General features: G+C 61.4%; 14 protein-coding genes. 8 read left to right on the top strand and 6 right to left on the bottom strand.

All coding sequences use genetic code 11. From position 1 onward, the window contains the following. Positions 1-12 precede the first annotated feature (12 nt). On the bottom strand, positions 13-879 hold the full coding sequence (locus tag FFI94_RS28890; RefSeq protein WP_138870851.1) for a LysR family transcriptional regulator: 867 nt from the start codon (positions 877-879) through the stop codon (positions 13-15). An 81-nt stretch (positions 880-960) separates the two neighbouring features. On the opposite strand from FFI94_RS28890, the gene FFI94_RS28885 reads away from it, so the two are divergent. Beyond that, a complete protein-coding gene (locus FFI94_RS28885) occupies positions 961-1,983 on the top strand; it encodes a bile acid:sodium symporter family protein (protein ID WP_138870850.1) in 1,023 nt (340 codons plus the stop codon). Here the strand turns inward: FFI94_RS28885 and FFI94_RS28880 are convergent. Both FFI94_RS28880 and FFI94_RS28875 read right to left on the bottom strand, forming a co-directional pair. Then, entirely contained in the window at positions 1,958-3,106 is a 1,149-nt protein-coding gene (locus FFI94_RS28880; protein WP_138870849.1) for an RNA polymerase sigma factor, read from the bottom strand. The two genes, FFI94_RS28885 and FFI94_RS28880, sit on opposite strands and share 26 nt — an antisense overlap. Before the next feature lie 10 nt (positions 3,107-3,116). Further along, the gene (locus tag FFI94_RS28875) at positions 3,117-3,524 is read right to left on the bottom strand and encodes a YciI family protein (protein WP_138870848.1); all 408 of its coding nucleotides are present in this window, start codon (positions 3,522-3,524) and stop codon (positions 3,117-3,119) included. A 170-nt stretch (positions 3,525-3,694) separates the two neighbouring features. Between FFI94_RS28875 and FFI94_RS28870 the strand changes: the two genes are divergently transcribed. The 7 genes from FFI94_RS28870 to FFI94_RS28840 all read left to right on the top strand — a co-directional run bounded on the left by FFI94_RS28870 (position 3,695) and on the right by FFI94_RS28840 (position 15,145). Next, positions 3,695-4,984, top strand: a complete 1,290-nt coding sequence (locus tag FFI94_RS28870; RefSeq protein WP_138870847.1) for an SWIM zinc finger family protein — start codon at positions 3,695-3,697, stop codon at positions 4,982-4,984. After that, a complete protein-coding gene (locus FFI94_RS28865) occupies positions 4,981-6,465 on the top strand; it encodes a DUF5691 domain-containing protein (protein ID WP_138870846.1) in 1,485 nt (494 codons plus the stop codon). The genes FFI94_RS28870 and FFI94_RS28865 overlap by 4 nt, the downstream gene beginning before the upstream one ends. Then, entirely contained in the window at positions 6,462-7,562 is a 1,101-nt protein-coding gene (locus FFI94_RS28860; RefSeq protein WP_138870845.1) for an AAA family ATPase, read from the top strand. The genes FFI94_RS28865 and FFI94_RS28860 overlap by 4 nt, the downstream gene beginning before the upstream one ends. A gap of 8 nt (positions 7,563-7,570) precedes the next feature. Beyond that, positions 7,571-9,754 carry a DUF5682 family protein gene (locus FFI94_RS28855; protein ID WP_138873477.1) on the top strand — a complete coding sequence of 728 codons (2,184 nt, stop codon included), beginning with the start codon at positions 7,571-7,573 and terminating at the stop codon, positions 9,752-9,754. Continuing rightward, a complete protein-coding gene (locus tag FFI94_RS28850) occupies positions 9,751-10,914 on the top strand; it encodes a VWA domain-containing protein (RefSeq protein ID WP_138870844.1) in 1,164 nt (387 codons plus the stop codon). The genes FFI94_RS28855 and FFI94_RS28850 overlap by 4 nt, the downstream gene beginning before the upstream one ends. A 66-nt stretch (positions 10,915-10,980) precedes the next feature. Next, positions 10,981-12,615, top strand: coding sequence for an MFS transporter (locus FFI94_RS28845; RefSeq protein ID WP_138873476.1), 1,635 nt, complete (start codon positions 10,981-10,983; stop codon positions 12,613-12,615). A gap of 202 nt (positions 12,616-12,817) precedes the next feature. Continuing rightward, entirely contained in the window at positions 12,818-15,145 is a 2,328-nt protein-coding gene (locus FFI94_RS28840; protein ID WP_138870843.1) for a bifunctional diguanylate cyclase/phosphodiesterase, read from the top strand. Here the strand turns inward: FFI94_RS28840 and FFI94_RS28835 are convergent. The 3 genes from FFI94_RS28835 to FFI94_RS28825 all read right to left on the bottom strand — a co-directional run bounded on the left by FFI94_RS28835 (position 15,132) and on the right by FFI94_RS28825 (position 18,748). Next, positions 15,132-16,256, bottom strand: a complete 1,125-nt coding sequence (locus FFI94_RS28835; RefSeq protein WP_260684405.1) for a GGDEF domain-containing protein — start codon at positions 16,254-16,256, stop codon at positions 15,132-15,134. The two genes, FFI94_RS28840 and FFI94_RS28835, sit on opposite strands and share 14 nt — an antisense overlap. Positions 16,257-16,320: 64 nt before the next feature. Further along, a complete protein-coding gene (locus FFI94_RS28830; protein WP_260684404.1) occupies positions 16,321-17,445 on the bottom strand; it encodes a sensor domain-containing diguanylate cyclase in 1,125 nt (374 codons plus the stop codon). A 157-nt stretch (positions 17,446-17,602) separates the two neighbouring features. Next, positions 17,603-18,748 carry a cation:proton antiporter gene (locus tag FFI94_RS28825; RefSeq protein ID WP_138870841.1) on the bottom strand — a complete coding sequence of 382 codons (1,146 nt, stop codon included), beginning with the start codon at positions 18,746-18,748 and terminating at the stop codon, positions 17,603-17,605. Positions 18,749-18,789 lie beyond the last annotated feature (41 nt).

The following is an 18,789-nucleotide window of genomic DNA, read 5'->3' as shown; positions in this document are numbered from 1 at the left end:
AGGTCTCGTCGATTACGAGCTCGCGGCCGGGAACCGTAGGCGGTGGGTGTTTTCGACGATTGCGCGGGTCAGGGCCTGTTCGGGGGCCGATTGTTTGCGGCGCCCCGTGGTGATCAGTGTGAACTGAATGCGTCCGGGGCTCGGAAGTCCCTCGACCGGGACCAGATCCGACGGTAGGAGACTTTCGCTGTGAACGATGAATCCCAAGCCGGCCAGGGCTGCCGCGCGTAGCCCCAGCTGGCCTTTTGTCGTGCAGGTGATCCGGTAGGGGAGCTTCGCGTGATCGAGCGCTGTCAGGGCGGCATCACGCGTCAGGCTCGGTGGGTGATAGGTGACAACGGGGATCGGTTCGGTGAGTTCAGGTTTCGCTCCGACGGGGCCCGCCCACACCAGTCGATCGTCGAACACGAGCTGGCCGTGTCGCTCGCCAGTGCGACGCTTGACGAAGGCCAGGTCGAGTTTGTCTGCCCTCAACTGTGCGTGGATTTCCTCACTGAGCCCCACGGAGAGGTCCAGGTCCACGCCGGGATGATTGCGCCGAAATTCGAGAAGAATGTTGGGAAGTGTCTGCGAAACAAGGTCTTCCGATACTCCGAAGCGGATGTGGCCCGTCAGTTCCGTACCGCCGAAGTGGTGCATCGCCTTTTCCTGTGCTCCGATGATCTCGCGGGCGAATCCCAGCATCGCGGCGCCGTCGGAAGTCAGAACCACCCGGTGTGTGTCACGGGCGAACAGCTCGCGCCCGATCTCCTTCTCGAGTTTTGTGATGTGCCCGCTGACTGTCGGTTGGCGCAGTCCGAGCTGCTTGGCTGCCGCGGTGAATCCTCCGGTGTGTTCGACCGCGAGGAAGGTTCGGAGCAGTATCGGATCGAGCACCATGAACTCCTATCGCAGATCGCGATAACTAATATAGCCTTCATCTGCTATTGCGATAATGCTGTGCGTCGTAGCGTGTGCAGCGTGAAGTTTCTGAGCAGGTTCTACATCGACGGCTTCATTCTCGCGATCCTCGCCGCGGTGGGTGTGGCCAGCGTATTTCCGGCCGCTGGGGCAGCCGCCGATGTGCTGGGGTGGGCCACCAAGGTGGCGATCGGGCTGCTGTTCCTCATCTACGGAGCACGGCTGTCTCCGTCCGAGGCCTGGCAGGGCGTGAAGCACTGGCGACTGCATTCGGTGATCCTGGCCGTGACCTTTGTCGTCTTTCCGTTGCTCGGGCTGGCGCTGCGCATACTCGTTCCGTCAGTTCTTTCCGACGAGTTGTACACCGGAATCCTCTTCCTGTGCCTTGTGCCCTCGACGGTCCAGTCGTCCATTGCGTTCACCTCGATAGCCCGCGGCAACGTCGCAGGTGCTGTTGTCAGCGCGTCGTTCTCCAACCTGGTGGGTGTCTTCGTGACTCCGTTGCTGGTGATCCTGCTGATGAACACCACCGGAGATGTTCATGTCGACGCGAGTTCGATCATTGCGATCGTGTTCCAGTTGTTGGTGCCGTTCTTTCTCGGACAGTTGTTGCGCCCCTGGATCGGCGAGTGGTTGAAGCGCAATGCCAAGCCTACGAAGCTGGTAGATCGCGGTTCGATCGTCTTGGTTGTCTATGCAGCCTTCAGTGAGGGGATGAACGAAAATATCTGGAGCACAGTGCAACCTGGTCAAATTGCTGTGCTCTTTGGGGTGTGTGTCGCACTTCTTTCCGTGGTTCTCGGCGTCACGCTGGTGATTGGCAAGGTGCTCGGATTCTCTGTCGAGGACCGCATCGTCGTCCTGTTCTGCGGATCCAAGAAGAGCCTCGCGTCGGGGGTGCCGATGGCTGTTGTGTTGTTCGGTGGCAGTCAGGTGGGGCTGATCATGTTGCCACTCATGATCTTCCATCAGATTCAGCTGATCGTTTGCGCGATTATCGCTCAGCGGCTTTCCCGGCGGCCGCTCGCAGTGGCAGATCTGTCGGAGAGCGACGACGTCAGTCTGCACTCCGGCGGGAGTTGAGCCGGGAGGCCTGGCGTGTGAGGTGGTCGCGTTCGGCGAGGTTGGTTGCCTTGTACGCCACCTCGCTGTAAAGCGCTGCCGCCGTTGTGAGATCGCCGCCGCGCTCGTGGAGATACGCTGCCACCGCGGTGTGGCGGGGCAGTGACTTGTCCAGCATCGCGAGTGCCGCGAGACCGGCGCGCGCTCCGTCGGCCTCGCCCACGGCGACTGCTCGGTTGAGTCGGACAACCGGGCTGTCGGTGAGTTGCTCGAGTTCGTCGTACCACTCGACGATCTGAACCCAGTCCGTCTCCTCGGCGGTGAGCGCGTCAGCATGTAGTGCTGCGATGGCGGCCTGAGCCTGATACTCACCGAGTCGGTCACGCGCGAGCGCCGCGTGCAAAATCGTGATCCCCTCGCTGATCGTCTCGGTGTCCCACAGGCTGCGATCATGCTCTGCAAGCGGCACAAGATTGCCGTCGGGCGAGATTCGGGCAGCCCGCCGGGCGTGGTGGAGCAACATGAGGGCGAGCAACCCAGCCACTTCGGGGTGGTCGATCGCGGACGCGAGCTGCCGGGTGAGCCGGATAGCTTCGCCAGCGAGGTCGACATCCCCCGAGTACCCCTCGTTGAAGACCAGGTAGAGGACGCGCAACACGGTGGAGACATCGCCCGGCTGGTCGAAGCGCACCCGGGAGACGGTGCGCTTGGCCCGGCTGATGCGCTGCGCCATTGTCGACTCGGGGACCAGGTAAGCCTCGGCGATCTGGCGGGTCGTCAGCCCGCCGACAGCCCGAAGTGTGAGCGCGACCGCGGACGACGACGTCAGCGACGGGTGGGCACACAGAAAGTAGAGCTGGAGAGTGTCGTCCACCGCGGGCGCGGACTCACGCGCCGGTTCTTCGTCGAGTTGCTGCTCGCGCTTCGTGCGGGCAGCATCCGCTCGGGTCGCGTCGAGGAATCGCCGCCAGGCCACCGTGACCAACCAGCCCTTCGGATCCCGCGGCGGGTTGTCCGGCCAGACCCGGACTGCCTCGAGCAGCGCATCCTGCACGGCATCCTCGGCCGCCGCGAAATTTGCTCCGCGGCGGACGAGGATTGCGAGCACGCTCGGAGTGAGGTTCCGGAGCAAGACGTCGTTCATCTGATGCAAGTCAGTCCGTGATCGTGGGCGGCGCCGTCAGGAAGGGACGCAATTCGAGCCACTCGTGGATCGGCTTTCCGCCTGCTCCTGGCGCTGCCGACAACTCACCGGTCAATTCGACAGCACGGTCGTAACTGTCGACATCGATCACCATCCAGCCGGCGATGAGGTCCTTGGTCTCCGCGAACGGCCCGTCGGTGACGGGCGGACGACCCTCACCGTCGTACCGGACAAACGTGCCCTCAGGGGCGAGCGCCTGACCGTCGACGAACTCGCCCGTTCCCTCGAGTCGATCTGCGAAGTCCTGCATGTACTGCATGTGGGCCGTGATCTCCTCCGGTGTCCACTGATCCATGGGAACGTCGTTGACCGAAGCCGGGGCGCCGCGGTAGTGCTTGAGAAGCAAGTACTTGGCCATCGTGTTTCTCCTCGGGGTTGGTGCCACCCATTCTGGTGGTACTTCACTACAGGGACGAAGCAAGTCACGGATTCTCGACACGGTGCCCCAAACTTTTTTCGATATTTATGGTTGTGCCTGGTGAGCGGTCTCGGCGCGGTGGTGTCGGCAGCGTGACCTACGGTGTCTGAGTGACTTCGCCGTGGACTGCCGGCCAGGTGGCGTCGGCGGCTCCCGACGCCACCTCGTTGGCAGCTGCGCAGAAACTGGCAGGGTCGTGGTCGCAGACGGGGCAGGTCGAGAAGGCGATCTGGGGACTGTGCCAAGGCAGTGGATCGAAGCCCTACCAGGCGATAGTCGACCTGAGTGGCCCGGCATACAAGTGCTCGTGTCCCAGCCGCAAGTTTCCGTGCAAGCACGCACTCGGCCTGCTTCTCGAATGGTCGACCGGACGCGTCCCGGTGGCCTCGCAGCCGCCGGACTTCGCTGCGGAGTGGTTGGCAAGGCGTGAAGAGAAGGCCGCTGCGCAACCGGCTCCCGCAGCCAAAGCGGTTGCCGATCCAGCCACCGCGCAGAAACGTGCCGAGCGAGTGGCAAGCGGATTGGCAGAATTGGACCTGTGGATAACCGACCAGATCCGTGGGGGCCTGGCATCGATGGATACTTCCTGGGAAGCGCTGGACGGAGTGGCCGCACGCATGGTCGACGCGCAGGCCCCCGGGGTTGCCGGAGCGCTGCGGTCACTGGCCGGGGCAGTGGCCGGGGCCGAGAACTGGCCGGACATGATTTTGAGTGAACTCGTGCGTCTGCATCTCCTTGTGGTTGCGCACCAGAAGATGGACCGACTTTCCGGTCCGCTTCGAGATTCGGTGCGGGCACACGTCGGATACCCCGTGTCCACCGAGAGTGTGATGGAACTGCCTGCTGTTCGCGAACACTGGATGGTGATGGGTTCACGCATCACCGAGGAGAAACGGCTCTTCACCCGCACCACCTGGCTCCTGGGGCGAGCTACGGGGCGCTGGGCTATTCTGCTCGACTTCTCCCACGGCTCCCCCAATTTCTCGGGTGTCGTGCCGCCGGTCGGGCATGTAGTCGACGCAGACCTGCATTTTTATCCCGGCGCGGCAGCGCTGCGGGCACGACTCGGAACAACACACGCTGACGCGGAGCCGTTCACAACCCTGCCGCCGGGGAACATTGAAGCGGCACTGCAGAGTTACACCGACGCAGTCAGCGCTGATCCGTGGCTGCGATCGTGGCCGGTTGTGGTCACCGATGTCACACCGTCGTATGTCGACGGATCATGGTTTCTGGTCGACCGCTCCGGCGAAGCGCTTCCAGCGGAGGGTGATTCACGCATGATGTGGACCCTCCTCGGAATTTCGGGCGGGTACCCGGTGAGCATCTGTGGAACGTGGAATGCCCGGTGTTTCGAGGCATTCTCGGTATTCGTGAACGGTCAGGTGATGGCACTGTGAGCACTCTCATGTCGGCAGCTCTGCTCGGAACATCGCGTACAGCACCGAGTTTCGAGGATCTTCCGGTCGATGTCCGTTCGGCTGCTGCGCAACTCGGCGGCGATCCGGCAGTAGTGCTGCTCGAGTCGGCGGCACTGGCCAGGGCTTACCGCGCCGGGGGAGCAGGTTCCGTCACTGCTGATGTGCCAGCGCCCGCAGAGGACGATCCGCGGCTGATTCTCCCCGAATCGTCTTCGGCGCATCTGCTGTCCATGCTGGCCGCCAAAGCGACGCTACTCGACGAGTGGTTTGCGCTGGCAATCGAGCGAAACTTCCGGGCACCGGATCATCTGGTCGCGGAATTACTCGCCCATGCGCGAGCCGGTGAGGCCTACCGAGAGAACATCCTGCGCATCGTCGGTGAGCGCGGTCAGTGGCTAGCAGCCCGAAATCCAGAGTGGTCCATGCTGATTCGCAGCCACAGCGGCGACGTTGGCGGGTGGCGACACGGAACGCCGGCAGAACGTCTCCGATGGCTGACAAATACTCGCCGGAGCGAACCGACGAAGGCGTCGGCAGAGCTGGCGCAATCCTGGGAAACGGAACGGGGAGAACATAAAGCGGCGTTTGTCGCTGCTCTCGTCACGGGGTTGAGTACCGAGGACGTGTCCTTGCTCGAACGTGCCCTCGACGACAGGCGCAAGGACGTCCGGCGCGAAGCGGCGACGGTTCTCGCCCGACTGCCGCAGTCACCTTTCGGCGAACGTATGGCCCGGCGCGTCCAGGAGTGGGTGCGGATCGAACGGACACAGTCCGGTACGCGAATGGTGGTCGAGGCCCCTGAAGAAATCGATGCGGCTGCGAGACGCGACGGGATCGAGGATCGGCCGAACCCGCACACCGACTACCGCGCCGAGTATGTTCGGCAGGCGATCAGCGCAGCGCCATTGTCTATGTGGAACACCATGATCGGGCAACCAGTCGAGGTTCCGAACCTGAGTGTCGAGCGAACGTGGGAACCGATCCTTCATGACGCCTGGTCCACAGCCGCTGTACTCCAACATAATTCGGAGTGGGCTCAGGCGATCTTCCGCATGCGTGGTCTGTCCACCGACAGGCGCCTGCTCTCGATGATTCCGCCGCGTGATCTGGCTGATCTGCTCCTGTCCGGGACCGGTGACGCGAACATCCTGCACCCGGACCGAGCGGCGATCTTTCAGGCGCTGCCTCGTCCGTGGCCGGAAGACATCACGGCCTCCGTGATTGCGCAGTGGGAGCGCGTTGCGGCCAGGCGTGCAGCCGGCGGGGCTAGATCAGCCGAGTTCTCCCGCTACAAATATGCCGACTCGCTGCGCCTTGCGCAGGCCGGCTTCCCGTACAGCGCAGTAACTTTGCTCGGCCGGGCGGCCGAGCGTGCCCGTGATCTCGACTGGCAACAAGCTTTTGTCAAGACCGCCAACGCCATTGTCCACCGCAAGACACTGCTCGAGGAGCTCACATGAGTGCCACTGTTGATCCGACCTCACTGATGCGTCCGCACGCCGAGCAGGAATACGCACATGAATTGGCCGCACTGGCCGCGGCCGACACGCGTCCGCGGCCACCGTCGTGGAACCTCTCACCCTGGGCGGTGGTCACGTACCTGCTGGGTGGGACTCTCGACGACGGTACCGTCATTTCACCCAAGTACGTGGGCCCTCGCCGGCTGATGGAAGTCGCCGTCGCGACCCTCGCCACCGACCGCGCGCTCCTCTTGCTCGGGGTGCCGGGGACCGCTAAAACCTGGGTGTCCGAGCACCTTTCGGCGGCGATTTCGGGAGCGTCGACCCTCTTGGTCCAGGGAACGTCCGGCACACCGGAAGAGGCGATCCGGTACGGCTGGAACTACGCGCGTCTGCTGGCCGAAGGCCCTACCGCGGGCGCGTTGGTGCCCTCGCCGGTGATGACCGCGATGGAAACCGGGAAGATCGCCCGAGTCGAGGAGTTGACGCGCATCCCGGCCGACGTGCAGGACGCCCTCATCACGATTCTGTCCGAGAAGACGCTTCCCGTGCCCGAATTGGGTATGGAAGTGCAGGCGGCCAAGGGCTTCAACCTCATCACCACTGCCAACGACCGTGACCGTGGTGTCAACGATCTGTCCTCCGCGTTGCGACGACGCTTCAATACCGTTGTTCTACCGCTGCCGGCCAATGAGGAAGACGAGGTGGCGATCGTGGCCAGGCGCGTCGAACAATTGGGTGCCGCACTGGAGTTGCCGCTCGTTCCGGCCGCGGCGGAGGAGATTCGTCGAGTTGTCACGGTATTTCGCGAATTGCGTTCCGGCACCACCGCGGATGGCCGGACAAAGCTGAAGTCCCCGTCCGGGACGTTGTCAACGGCAGAGGCGATTTCGGTAGTCACCAACGGCTTGGCGCTGTCTGCGCACTTCGGTGACGGTGTCCTGCGTGCATCAGACGTCGCGGCCGGAATTCTCGGTACGGTGATCAAGGACCCGGTAGCGGATCGCGTGGTGTGGAACGAGTACCTCGAGGCCGTGGTTCGTGAGCGAGGCGACTGGTCCGACTTCTACCGAGCCTGCCGCGAGGTCACCGGGTGACATTTGCCATGCAGGACAGCAGGGTCCGAGTTTTCGGGATCCGCCATCACGGGCCAGGTTCCGCGCGTGCCGTTCGGCGTGCGTTGGAGGAGTTTGCTCCGGAGGTCGTCCTGATCGAAGGTCCCGCGGATGCTGATCCGCTGGTAATGCTGGCGGCGTCAGAGACCATGTCGCCTCCGGTTGCTTTGCTTGCGTATGTGTCGGGGGAACCGGCGAAGGCGGCTTTTTGGCCGTTTGCGGTGTTCTCGCCGGAGTGGCAGGCGCTGGACTGGGCTGCGAAAAACGGTGCGCTGGCTCGTTTCTGCGACTTACCTGCGTACAACATGCTGGCGGACCAGCGTGAACTGAGCACGCGTGAAGGAGACCCGCTGGCCGAGTTGGCTGCGGCTGCAGGCTACGACGACACCGAGCGCTGGTGGGATTCCGTCATCGAATCCAACTCGGGTTCGGGTAGCCCGGATGTCTTCGATGCGATCACCGACGCGATGGCGGCGCTTCGGGAGACCGTCCCGATTGACGAGGAGACGGCGCATCGCGAGGCGTACATGCGCCAGGTGTTGCGAAAAACCTTGAAGGACGGCGCGCAGCGAGTGGCGGTCGTCTGTGGTGCGTGGCATGCGCCGGCGTTGGTGGGCCCGCTCGGTCCTGCCGCGGTGGATTCTCGAATCCTCAAGGGAATGACCAAGATCAAGACGTCATTGACGTGGGTCCCCTGGACACATTCGCGTCTCGCGTCCGTATCGGGATACGGAGCGGGGATCACCTCGCCGGGTTGGTATCACCACTTGTTCACCGCCCCGGACAAGACTGTTGCCCGCTGGCTGACCAAGGTTGCCCGGGTGCTGCGGGAGGAAGATCTACCGATCTCCAGCGCGCACGTCATCGAAGCGGTGAGACTGGCAGAAGCATTGGCAGTCATACGCTCTCGTCCTCTTGCCGGTCTGTCCGAGGTGACAGAGGCGACAAGGTCGGTGATGTGCGACGGCAACGACGTGTTGCTCGATCTGATCACCCGAAAACTGGTGGTCGGTGAGGCTTTGGGTGAAGTACCCGAAGAAACTCCGACGGTTCCGCTGGAAGCAGATTTGCGCGCTCGGGCAAAAACCCTGCGCCTCAAACAGCAGGCGGGAGCAAAGAACCTGGACCTGGACTTGCGCCGCGACATCGACGTGGAGCGGTCGCGATTCCTGCACAGGTTGGCTCTCCTCGATATCGACTGGGGTGTGCCGACAGAGGACGAAGTTCGTTCGACGGGTACCTTCCGGGAAACGTGGGCGCTGCAATGGAAGCCGGAATTTGCGGTGTCGGTGATCGAGGCATCGCTGTGGGGAACAACGGTATCGGGCGGAGCTGCGGCCAAAATCGAGGCACGGATTCACGCGCCGGATATTGTGCTCGCCCAGCTGATCGAACTCTTGGAACAGTGCCTACTCGCCGATCTTCCCGACTCGTTGACGCAGGTGCTGTCGAGGGTCAAAACTGTTGCAGCTCTTGATCATGACGTGACACATCTGATGGCTGCGCTGCCGATACTCACACGGACGCTGCGCTACGGTGACGTTCGTGGGACCGACGTATCTGCGCTGACGGAAGTTGCCGACGGATTGTCGATTCGAATCTGCACGGGATTGCCGGTGGCGGTCACCGGACTCGACGATGCCAGTGCCGAAGAGTTCCGTGATCATCTCGACAAGGTGCATGCGGCTGTGTTGATGCGCGACGATCCGGAGTCCATCGCGCGTTGGCTCAAGGTGGTCGAGGGTCTCGTCGACCGTGACGACGTCAACGGGATCCTGACGGGTCGGATGGTCCGGTTGCTCCGTGACGCCGGTTCGATATCGGAAATCGATGCTGCACAGAGGTTGTCGCGGGCTCTGTCCATCGGCAGTGCGCCAGTGGACAAGGCCGGATGGGTTGACGGTTTCCTCGGCGGCGGTGGACTGGTCCTGGTGCATGATCGACCGTTACTGGACTTGATCGACAGTTGGGTGGGACGGCTACGCGAGCAGGATTTCATCGATACGCTCCCGTTGCTGCGCCGGACGTTCGGTGCATTCGAGGCGGGGGAGCGACGCGCGATCGGGCAGGCAGTGCGAGGTGGCCGTGACACGGAGACTGCAATCGAAACCGATGCCAGGCGCGGGCGGGCAGCGATGGGCGTGGTTGCAGATATCTTGGGGGGCAACGCATGAGCGAAGACGACCAGCGGCTACGGCGATGGCGCTTGATGCTCGGTGAATCCGCGGAGGAGTCGACAGGTGGACTCGGCTTGCCGGGAGACTCGCAGATGGATGCTGCCCTGGCCGCTCTGTACGACAGTTCGATCCCGACGAAGGGAACTCGGCGCTCAGCGGGGCTGGGTGCGTCGGCACCGAAAGTTGCACGGTGGCTGGGCGATATCCGCACCTATTTTCCCAGCACCGTTGTTCAGGTGATGCAGAAGGATGCGATAGATCGACTCGGGCTGACGCACTTGCTGCTGGAACCGGAACTGCTCGACGCCGTCGAACCTGACGTGCACCTGGTGGGAACCCTGCTCAGTCTCAACCAGGTGATGCCGGAAGCCAGCAAGGCTACCGCCCGGATGGTGGTGGGCAAGGTGGTGCGTGAAGTGGAGGAGCGCATTGCTCAGAAGACCAAAGCTGCGGTAACCGGAGCGCTCAATCGTGCTGCCCGGACGTCCAATCCGAAGCTGCGAGATATCGATTGGAACCGCACCATCGCGGCGAACTTGAAGAATTACCTGCCGGAGTATCGCACTGTGGTGCCGGAACGACTGATCGGCTATGGACGAAAATCCACGGCAGTGCAACGTGACGTGGTCCTGGCGATCGACCAATCGGGTTCGATGGCGTCCAGTGTTGTCTACGCCTCGGTATTCGGCGCAGTGCTGGCGTCGATGCGCGCACTGAAGACGTCGCTGGTCGTCTTCGATACCGCGGTGGTCGATCTGACGGAGAAATTGGCGGATCCGGTGGACGTGCTGTTCGGAACTCAGCTGGGCGGCGGCACCGATATCAACCGAGCTATCGCCTACAGCCAGTCGCTGATTTCGCGGCCGTCCGAGTCGATGTTCGTGCTCATCTCCGATCTGTACGAGGGTGGGATTCGCAACGAGATGCTTCGCCGCATGGCCGCGATGAAAGCGGCTGGTGTGCAGGTGGTTGTCTTGCTGGCACTTTCCGACGACGGCGCACCCTCGTTCGATCACGACAACGCTGCAGCTTTGAGTGGGCTGGGGATTCCAGCCTTTGCATGCACACCGGACAAGTTTCCGGAGTTGCTCGCGGTGGCGTTGGAGCGCGGCGACGTAGGTGCCTGGGCGGACAGACTGGCACTGGAGGGTTCCTGACCGGGCTTGTTGTAATTCCCGGAAATCACCTGCTTGAAAGAACGTATGTTCGGGTACTCCCGCGCGATGACCCATGCGCAGACATCGGCAACTCGAGCAGGTTCTGGTTTGGTTCTCGCAGTGTTGGCATGCGGCCAATTCTTGATGACACTCGACAGTTCGGTCATGAACGTCTCGATGGCGACGGTGGCCGCCGACATCGGGACCACTATTACCGGCATCCAAACTGCCATCACGCTGTACACCCTGGTGATGGCGACGTTGATGATCACGGGCAGCAAGGTGGGTTCGATGATCGGCCGGCGACGGGCCTTCGGGTTGGGACTGGTCATCTACGGAGTCGGATCGTTCACGACGGCAATCGCCCCCAATCTTCCCGTGTTGCTGATCGGATGGTCGCTCCTGGAAGGGATCGGTGCGGCATTGATCATGCCGGCGATCGTGGCGCTGGTGGCATCGAACTTCGCAGCGGAAAGGCGTCCGGCAGCATATGGATTGGTGGCCGCCGCCGGTGCGATGGCCGTTGCCGTCGGACCACTGATCGGTGGCGCCGTCACGACCTTCGCGTCGTGGCGCTATGTCTTCCTGGGCGAGGTTGTTCTTGTCGTCGCGATCTTGTTGGTGCTGCGAAAGGTTGCCGACGTTGCGCCCACCAAGGGTCACCTCGACGGTGTGGGGTCGCTGTTGTCCGTTGCGGGGCTGGGCATGATCGTGTTCGGTGTTCTACGTTCGAGCGAGTGGGGCTGGCTGCAGGCCAAGCCCCAAGGGCCAGAGCTACTGGGGATGTCGCCGGTCGTGTGGTTGTTGCTCGGTGGGCTGTTGGTTGTCTACGGCTTCCTCCGCTGGGAGGCGTGGTTGGTCAGCGCAGGCAAGGAACCACTGGTCGATCCGGAAATGTTGAGGAATCGGCAACTTGCGGGCGGACTTTCGATGTTCTTCGCCCAATTCCTCGTTCAAGCGGGAGTGTTTTTTGCGGTGCCGCTGTTCCTGTCGGTGGTTCTCGAACTGAGCGCACTCGAGACCGGGGTACGAATCCTGCCGTTGTCGGCGGCACTCGTACTGGCGGCGATCGGAATTCCGAAGCTCCGGCCGACGGCGAATCCCCGACGCGTCGTCCGCATCGGGTTGTTGTCGATGATCTTCGGGATCCTGTTGTTGGTTGCCGGGATGGATCCGGGCGCAAATGCCGCGATCGTGATGGTCCCGATGCTGTTCCTCGGTTTCGGTTTGGGCGCTCTGTCGTCACAACTCGGAGCTGTCACGGTGTCAGCGCTGCCGGACGACAAAAGCGCAGAAGTGGGCGGATTGCAGAACACCGCAACCAACCTCGGTGCGTCGTTGGGAACGGCACTGATCGGTTCGGTACTGATCGCTACGCTGACAACGTCGGCGATTGCCGGGATCGAGGACAATCCGGCTGTCCCGGTATCGGTGCAGCAACAAGCCACGACGAATATGGTGTCCGGTGTTCCGTTCATCTCGACCACCCAACTCGAAGATTCCTTGGCGCAGGCCGGTGTGGACGAGCAGACGTCCGCTGCGATTGTCGACGTCAACTCCGAGGCCAGACTCGAAGCTCTGCGCGTCGCCTTTGCGGTCGCGGCATTCCTTGCCGTCGCGGCGCTGTTCGCTACCGGTCGGATTCCGCGGACACCGGTCGGCTCCGATGATCGAGCGAGTGGAGTCCCTGCTTCTGATTGATGGGTTGCCAGTTCATTCAGGTCGAGAAATGGCGATCCTCGCGAACTGGACGCTCAGTCGGCTAACGTCTAGCGAAGAAACAGTCGAAAAGTCTGGAAAACTCTACTCAACCGGCAATCCGATCGGTATGGCGACAAAGGAGGAACCCGATGCCCGGACATCAGCGTCCCCCTCTGACCTGCCACAGCCTCAGGCTATGTGAATGTTGAAGGTGCTCCGACACACAGGTCGACAGGCCATGCTTCCGGAATCCGAGCGCAGCGATTTCTTTCGCCGCCAGGTCGACGAGGCCGTGGCGGTCGCACCGTTGGCGAACTTTGCCATCATGGCCGGCATCAGTTCGGTGCTGGTGTTCGTCATTCCTCCGGAGCAGAACCTGATTCGCTGGATCGGCGTGGTGGCGATCCTTCTTGTTTTCGTGAACTCGACTCACGCGTGGATTTCCCTGCGCCAGAGGCGAGCGCAACGATCGGTTCGCCGGGACTACATCGGTCTGATGTTCGAGGTCGTGGTTATCGGAGTCCTCGACGTGGTTCTGTTCGCGCTGCTGTTTTCCGAGACCGCAAACGACGACGTGATTCTCATCGCGACAATGGCCGGACTGATGGGCGCCGGAACCATCAATTTCTACACTCTTCGATCGGCCAGTTTGGCCTGGATATATGTCCATGGCGTCGGCTTGCTCATTGTTTTCCTGTCGCACACGAAGCCGTATCTTCCGGTCTTGACGCTTCAGTTGGTGATCTACACCTTGGCACTCACGATCGGTGCGTTGTATCTGTCCGCGTCATTCAAGCGGAGGTGGCTCGCCGAGATTCAAGCCGAATCGGAACGTCAGACTGTGGCCTTGCTGCTCGACGGATTCGAGGGTGGATCGCGGGATTGGCTGTGGGAAGTCGACGCTGCGGGACGGTTCACTCACACGTCCCCCAGGTTCGCCGCGGTAACGGGGTTGGCGGTCAGCGAGTTGCAGAACAAGACTTTCGGTCAGATGCTCGACCAACTTGCTATTACCTCCACTGTGGAGGGCCGGAAGGCAGTTGACCTGCTGGTAGACAAGTTGGAACGGCAGGTGTCCTTCGGTGACCTGGTGGTATCAGTCCGAGTCGACGGTGTTTGCCGTTGGTGGTCGCTCTCTGCGAAGCCGCGAATCCGTGAGGACGGCAAAATGCTCGGATGGCGCGGCGTCGGTTCCGATATCACCGAGTGGTACTTGCGCGAGCAGGAAATGTTGCGGCAGGCGGAGACGGACGCTCTGACGGGACTTCCCAACCGGCGGGCATTCGGACAAGCGCTCGAACAGGCAATCTCGGGCCGTGATCACGGCCAGGTGCACGTCGCGATCCTCGACCTCGACAACTTCAAATCCGTCAACGACACGCTCGGACATCCGGTGGGAGACGGGTTGCTGCTCGCGGTCACCGAGCGACTGTGTGCCGTCGCAGATTCGGATGTGTGCGCGCGCATGGGTGGTGACGAGTTCGGATTCATCGTCCGTAAGCCTGCCGAGCACAGTGAGTGGGGCGGATTCGAACGCTATCTCGACGTCCTGCACGAACCGTTTTATGTCGACGGCAACCGGATCGAGGTGCGTGCAACCATAGGCTTCGCGACAATTCCGGACGACTCTGTTGATGTCGACGAATTGGTCATGCTCGCAGATCTTGCTCTGTACGAGGCCAAGTCGACGGGACGCAACCGGGTGGGCCGATTCTCGCCGGCTCTGCGAGCACGGGCATCCGAGCGCGCCACCGCTCAACAGGAACTCGAACATGGAATCGCAGCCGACCAATTCGAACTCCACTATCAGCCTCAGGTGGACGCGGTCACCGGTCAGGTGGTCGCGTTCGAGGCATTGATCCGGTGGAATCATCCTGTGCGCGGACTTCTCGGACCACGCCAGTTCATCGGAGTGGCTGAAGAAACCGGGATGATCATTCCGCTCGGGGCCCGAGCCTTGGAACTTGCCTGTGCGGCTGCCGCGAAGTGGCCTGACAGCATCGCGGTCACCGTCAACGTCTCATCCGTTCAGCTGGTATCCACAGGCTTTCTTGCCACAGTTGTCGATGTATTGAAAACCACCGGACTCGAACCGCATTTGTTGCAGGTCGAAATCACCGAAACCGGGGTCGTCGACGATCGGGCCGTCGCAGATCTACATCGATTGCGCGAGCTCGGAGTCACTGTCGCCCTGGATGATTTCGGTACCGGGTACTCGTCTTTCGCGACGTTGCAGAGGCTGCCCATCGACGTCCTCAAAATCGACCGCGTGTTTATCGTCGACTGCGCTGACCAACCGATGGCGGTGGTGCAATCGGTAGTTGAGCTTGCCGGAACATTAGGGATGAAGTCGTTGGCTGAAGGCGTGGAAACGGCGGTGCAATTGCGGCGCGTTCAGGCCGCGGGTTGCCAGCTTATTCAGGGGTTTCACATCAGTAGGCCGCTGAATGCGGAGGATTTGGAAGAATATCTTGCCGTGACAAAGACTGAATCGGGACGTCATATTCATCCGTTCGTCAGATTTCCGTAGACCGCAAACCGTTTCCTCCGGCGGCCTTGGCTTGATACATCATCGAATCCGCGACATTCGACGCAACAGATATTGCGGATGATCCACCGGTCCAGGCCTTCGACCCGGCTGACATGATCACCGCCCCGACACTCACGGTGGTCGGGACAAGATCGGAGTGATCCGAAATTGCGGAAGTGATGCCGTCGATCAACTCGAAGATTCTCTCGGAAGTCCCTGAAATGACAGCCAGATACTCTTCGCCGCCAACCCGTCCGACGACGCCCTGATTTCCCACATGCGTTTTCAGTCGGTCGGCAGTACGAATGATCACTTGGTCGCCCTCGGAATGTCCGTGAAGATCGTTGACCATTTTGAATTTGTCGATGTCGACGACGATGAAGGCCAGGCATTTTTCCTGCGCACGGGCCGAATCGAACAAGTCGATGACTGCCGCCTCGAGTCCGCGGCGGTTGAACAGCCCGGTCAGCGGGTCACGATCGGAATCGCGGGCATCGCGGTACAGAGTGCGCCATGTCAGGTGCGAAAAGATCGGTACGACGGTCACAGCGCCGAAAAGTACTGTGGCTCGTGCCGCGATGGTCGTGGGGTCCACGGTTCCTTGTTGATACGCGAGCACGAGGATGAGAGTGGTAATCGACGTTGCAAAGATTACGTGCGCAATAAGCCATCTCGCACTGACGAACAGTGTTGCGAAGGTGCCGCTTATTGCAAAGATAATGCATCCGAATAAGCCTGCGTCGCGGTCGGGGACAAGAACAACTGCTGAAGCTATTCCGAGGTCGGCGAATATGCCGAAAGCGAGCAGCCCGCGTCTGCCTGGAAACGGAAGCGTGAACCAACACGTCATGACGATAAGGGAACCGATCACCATGCTCGCCGACAGCAGTTTTCCCAGGGTGGTCGTCGGTGTATCAGGTCCGATCAATTTGAAGAATGCACTGGAACCGAGGGTGACAGTCATGACCCCGAGCAACACGCGGAAGATCGGCGCGATAGCGCGGCTCGATCGCAGATGGCTTATCCATTCGTAGTCGTGCGGTTCGTTGAACCACTCCCGAAGGGTGCGCCACGAGGTGCTTCGTTTGCGCACGCGTTCCGAACTGGACATGTCGTTCATTCTTGCATCGAAGGGCGGGAAGGCAGGGCAATCACTCCCGGTGCACAGTTTCCGCTCAGATATTGGTGGTTCGGAAGCCATTTCCGCCCGCAGCCTTGGCTTGATACATCATCGAATCGGCAGCATTCGACGCGACCGAGATTGCAGATGTTCCGCCGGTCCACGCTTTCGATTCGGTTGGCATGATCGCCACTCCGACACTCACTGTGGTGCGTATTTGATCCGGGTGGTCGGAGATCGACTGAACAATGCCTCCGGTCACAGTAGTGATCACGTCGGCCGGCCCCGATATCACCGCAAGATACTCCTCGCCGCCGACGCGGCCGATGACTGCTCGCTGACCGAGGTGAGTACTGAGTCGGTTGGCGGTTCTCTTGATTACCAGATCGCCTTCGGCGTGCCCGTACGCGTCATTGACCGACTTGAACTTGTCGATATCGACAACGATGAACGCGAGACACAACGCATTGTCGCGGGCTTGATCGAAAAGATCAGAAACTGCCGCGTCCAGCCCACGGCGGTTGAACAAACCGGTAAGAGGATCTTGATCCGATTCGCGGGCATCGCGGTACATCATGCGCCACGTCAGGTGCGTGAAGACCGGTAGTAGCGTTACCGCAGCGAAGAGGACCAATGCCCGGGCAAGGAGTGTGCCGTGGTCGACGGTTCCTTCGGTGAACGCGAGAACAAAAACGACGATGCTGACTCCGGTAGCCCAGGCTACGTGGCTCAGAAGCCATTTTGCGCTGACGAACAATGTTGCGTAGGTGCCGCTCACAGCAAAGGTGATGCACCCGAATGTCGCCGAATCGCGATCAGACACCATGAGAACCGCCCCAGCCAGACCGATGTCGGCAAAAATTGCAAAGGCGATGAGCCCACGCCGACCTGGAAACGGTCGAGTGAACCAATATCCCGCGATGACAAAACAACTGACGACAACGATCGCCCCAAGGTATTTACCAAATGTTGTCGGCGGCGCGTCGGGGCCGACGAGTTTCACGAGCGCAGTAAGGCCGAAGATGATCGACATGATGCCGAGCAAGGCGCGGCAGAGAGGCTGGATCGCGCGGCTGGAGCGGTGGAGTTTCATCCACTCGTAGTCGTGCTCCTCGTGGAACCATTTACTGAGCAAATCCCATGAGTTACCCCCTGTCGGTAGATGAACAGGGGTGCGCATGAGATCTATTTTGGCATTGAATTCGAGCGAAGAAAAACTAACATTCACCAGGTTGATTTGTTCGGAGAGTCGCGGGGATCAAGTACGTAAATATTCCGGTGAAACTGACTTTGTGCGTGTTTTGGTGAAAACCGAAATAGGTCGCGGAAATGAAACTTTACAGTTTCCCTGCAAGCGGCTGACCCGACCGTGCCGCGGCCGCACCGGCCAGTGTCGCGGCACCCACGGTGATCATCGCGCCCAAGAGGATCGCCGCAGGCTCGCCGTCGCCGAGCACTCCGAGTTGCGAGCCAACCGTCACCGCGGCAACAGGAACTCCGAGCTGCGCGGCAGACAGGATGCCGAGCGGAAGCGGCAACCCCATAACACGGACTACAGCATGAACAACGAGCGTCGCCATACCCAAGGTCACGCCGAGCCAGATGGCCGAGGGATGGCTGACGAGATCCCGAAGATTGATGGAAGCGCCGAGCCACACGAAGAACAGCGGCGCAAAAAAGCCATCCGTGACGGCAAAAAGCTGTTTCGCGAGGCGTCGAGGCTCGCCGATCGCCGCAAGGACCAAACCGAAAGCAAAGCCTGCGAGCATGACCGACACATGAGTACTCGTTGCCAGCGCCGCCAGGGAAAACAGGATCACCAGATTGATCCGCAATTCGAGAGCGAACTTCCGCTTCTCCGAGAACTTGTGGAGCCGTCGCCACGACCCGGAGCGGTGCAACGACCGGAGCACGAAATAGAGCACGACCGCAGCGGCGATGACGGCGAGTGCGCCGAGTCCTGCACGCACTGCGTTCCCCGGGTCGATCACGAGCGGCACCGCCACGATGCACGCCGTGTCGGCGATGGCGACCTGTGCCGTCATCTGCAGAACGGACGTTCCGCCGAGCCCGAGCGAATCGACGATCGGAAGAATAAGTGCCGCCGACGAAGACGCGATGAGCACCGCATACAGAACGGCGTGACCGGTATCGAAAACCGTTGCCACTGCGTATCCCGCGAGAGCAGCCAGAACTCCGACCAGCACTGCACGCACCGCGCCCTTGCCCATCGCCGACCGAACCGCAGGATCACGAACCGGGACATGCGAACCTGCCACCAACATCGTCAAGGCAAATCCGATGTCGGCCATAAACGTGAATGTGTGGTCGGTCGCGTCGAGCAATCCGAATCCGGTGATTCCGAAAACGACACCCGCCGCCAACTCGCCCACGACGACCGGGATATGCCAACTTCCGCGGGCCGCCAGCAGTGGCCCGAGGAGTCCGGCGAAGGCAACCAATGCGAGTACGTCGAATGTCACCGATACTCTCCTCGCCGTTTGGTGCCTGCTCCCAGGGGTAA

The sequence above is a fragment of the Rhodococcus sp. KBS0724 genome (assembly GCF_005938745.2).
GTDB lineage: Bacteria > Actinomycetota > Actinomycetes > Mycobacteriales > Mycobacteriaceae > Rhodococcus_F.
This window is presented reverse-complemented; position numbering and strand designations above follow the sequence as displayed.